General features: G+C 56.9%; 2 protein-coding genes. Both read left to right on the top strand.

The features are described from left to right. The first annotated feature begins 538 nt into the window (after positions 1-538). Entirely contained in the window at positions 539-1777 is a 1239-nt protein-coding gene (locus M2271_RS42305) for a radical SAM protein (protein WP_280892796.1), read from the top strand. A gap of 70 nt (positions 1778-1847) precedes the next feature. After that, positions 1848-2893, top strand: a 1046-nt coding sequence (locus M2271_RS42310; RefSeq protein ID WP_280892797.1) for a hypothetical protein, incomplete at its 3' end; no start/stop codon positions are given.

A 2893-nucleotide genomic window follows, 5' to 3' on the forward strand; every position in this document is an offset into this window, starting at 1 on the left:
TTTTAGCCGCGGTTCTCCGCATCGTCGGCCATGAAAGAGCCAGTGATTTTATGGGTAGCGCTGTCCGGGTGAATTTGGTTCCTACTGGAGCAACTTGAGCAGTTGTCTGCTCGCGTGCGACCGTAAATACAGGTATCGTCGAAACCGCTTCCAGTAACTTGATCCATCGATTAACGGAGGAAAAGTGGCGCAGCCCGAACAGAACCCCCAACAAGTCGAGGTGCGAATTCCTATCGCGGACGTCGAAGCACTCAGGGACGCCGTCGGGGACATGAATCCGATTTTGCGTGCCGCGCTCGAGGTCCGTGAGGGTGGTCAGCCCCCCGTGACGGTCGGCTACAGGCGGCTCACTTTCAGCCGGAGTTGGAGCGGGCCGGAGATGTAGAGAGGGTGAATCATCACCCAGGCGACGGTAACGCAGTTTTCCGCCCACAGCAGGTCCGTTGCTCGCAGTGAGCCCTTACGGGAACAGGTTGAAATTCTGAGGACAGTGGCGTGTGGCTGATGTCTCGGAACCAAATCCGATAAGGGCTCGGCTGTGAAGTCGACAGGAATTAATAATTTCCCGTCCAGGCCATTCCTCGTCAAGGATGATTCTATGCTCTCGGTGCGTTCGGACGGAAATATCCTACCTCTGTCCTGCATTCTCAAGATTTCTTCCAGATGCAATCTTGACTGCAGCTACTGCTACATCTACAACAAGGGAGACACGACCTACAAGACACGCCCGCGGGTCATGGATGCGGCGGTTGCCACGGCGGCCGTTCGTCAGCTCACCGGTTACGCAGCACGTCATGGCGTTCCGGAAGTGATCATCGCACTTCATGGAGGTGAACCTCTGCTCGTCGGAAAGCCCTGGATGAGGAGATTTCTGGAAGACGTTCGGAGGGAGACTCCCTACAACGTGAAGGTTTCGCTCACGATTCAGTCCAACGGTGTTCTCCTTGATTCGGAGTGGATCTCGCTGTTGGCGAGTCATGGAGTTCAGGTGGGCGTCAGTCTTGATGGCCCGGCCGTCTGGAACGATCGTCATCGAGTGAATCATCAGGGCAAGGGAAGCTACAAGCAAGTACGGAAATCCATCGAACTTCTGGCGGCCATGGAAGGCGAGGCGCCGCCCTGGGGCGTGCTAGTGGTGGCTGATCCACGTTTTTCCGGAAACGAGGTGCTGCGGCACCTGATCGATATGGGTGTGCGCAAAATGGATTTCCTCTGGCCGGATTATCACCACGAGGAAAGGCCCCCTTGGGACAAGGGAATGCTCGGGCGATACTACATCGATTTGTTCGACGAGTGGTACGGAAACGCTGATGCACAGGTGAGGATCAGATGGTTCGAGTCCCTCATTCAGTTGCTGGTGGGAGGCGACTCGGTCATCAATGCTTTGGGCCCGCAGCCAGTGACCGATGTGGTCATCGAGACGGACGGAAGCTTGGAGCCGCTGGATATTTTGAGGATCTGTGGTGATGGCATGACCCTTACTCATCTCAATGTCCTGCATCACACCATCGAAAGCCTGCGGGAGACAGGGCTTTATCAACTCGGGCTGAACAATCAGAACCTTCTTCCGGACGGCTGTCTACGATGCCCGGTGTATGCGGTGTGCGGCGGGGGCGAGATGCCGCACCGATGGTCGAAGGAGGCATCGTTCTCCAATGCGAGCGTGCATTGTGAAAACCTGTTCATGGTGATCAGTCATGTCGCTCGCATTGTGCAGAGAGATATTTCTCTAGGCGGTCCCGCCTGGCAGTCGAATGCTTGTTACGTCACGCGCTAACCTGGGATGAAGGCTTGTGTCAGCGATCGATAAATTCCATTCTGTCCTCAGCTGGTGTGACACTGATGGAATGGGTGAAGAGATTCACGACGGTTATGCCGACTTGGTCGGCAGGAACCTAGGTAGATTCCTCATGGAGGTTGGGGCGGAAGATCCCGAGCTCGAATCAGAGGTACTCGTCGAGCTCTCCCGCCTGAAAGATGATTCGCTCGGAAGGGTATTGCTGGCGCCCGAGACCACGCGCTTTCTGATGTGGCCAGATGTGTCGCGTGATGTCACCGCCCCGGCACGACGCTTGATCAAATCTGTCCGAGCTGAGTTGGCCCGCGACGGCGAGACGGCAGAGGCGATTTCGGACCCTGTGTGGACCGCCCTGGGAGACGCTTTGATCCTTCCGGGCGGGCGAGTCGTCCATGCCCCCTCAGTCAAAGGCATCGCGGCTCTTGATCTGGACAGCCCGTATGCCCTGAGTGTCGATGTCCAGGGAGTCGATTTCGCTGTGACCGAGTGTCACGTGTCGCTGAGCGGCACTGAGAGAGAAGACGCGCTGGCCAAACTGTCGGCGGCCACCGAATGCATCAGCCTGGTGAACAGCGAGATCTTGCGGTTCGTCGAAAAATTCACCAAAACGCTGATTCTTGTCCGTGACGACAGTGAGAGCATCTTTTCTTCCGGATCCTGCGCCCAGTATGTCGGGCGTTCCGTGCTCGGCAATCCTCAGTTGTCTTTTGTGGACGAAGTGACCATCGCGGAAGGGGTGGTGCACGAGTCGATCCATGGGCTTCTGTATATGCATGAGACTATGGAGAGCTGGGTGCTCGACGAATCGTTGTTCGGTGGGGGTCCCACGGTTTCTTCGCCGTGGACTGGTCGTACGCTGCCCATCAGACCCTTCCTGCAAGCCTGTTTTGTCTGGTACGGCTTGTTCCGGTTCTGGTCGATCGCTTCGGAAACCGGGCACTTTGTTTCCAAGCGGGTGATGCAGAGGCGCGAGGCGGCCGCTCGAGGATTCGCTAAGGAATCCCTCGTCGGACTGGTCCAGCCTTACACCGGCGACCTCAATCACCACCTGATTGAGGCCATCGACGATCTACAGGGACGCGTCCAAAAGAGCCT

The sequence above is a fragment of the Streptomyces sp. LBL genome (assembly GCF_029893585.1).
Lineage (GTDB): Bacteria > Actinomycetota > Actinomycetes > Streptomycetales > Streptomycetaceae > Streptomyces.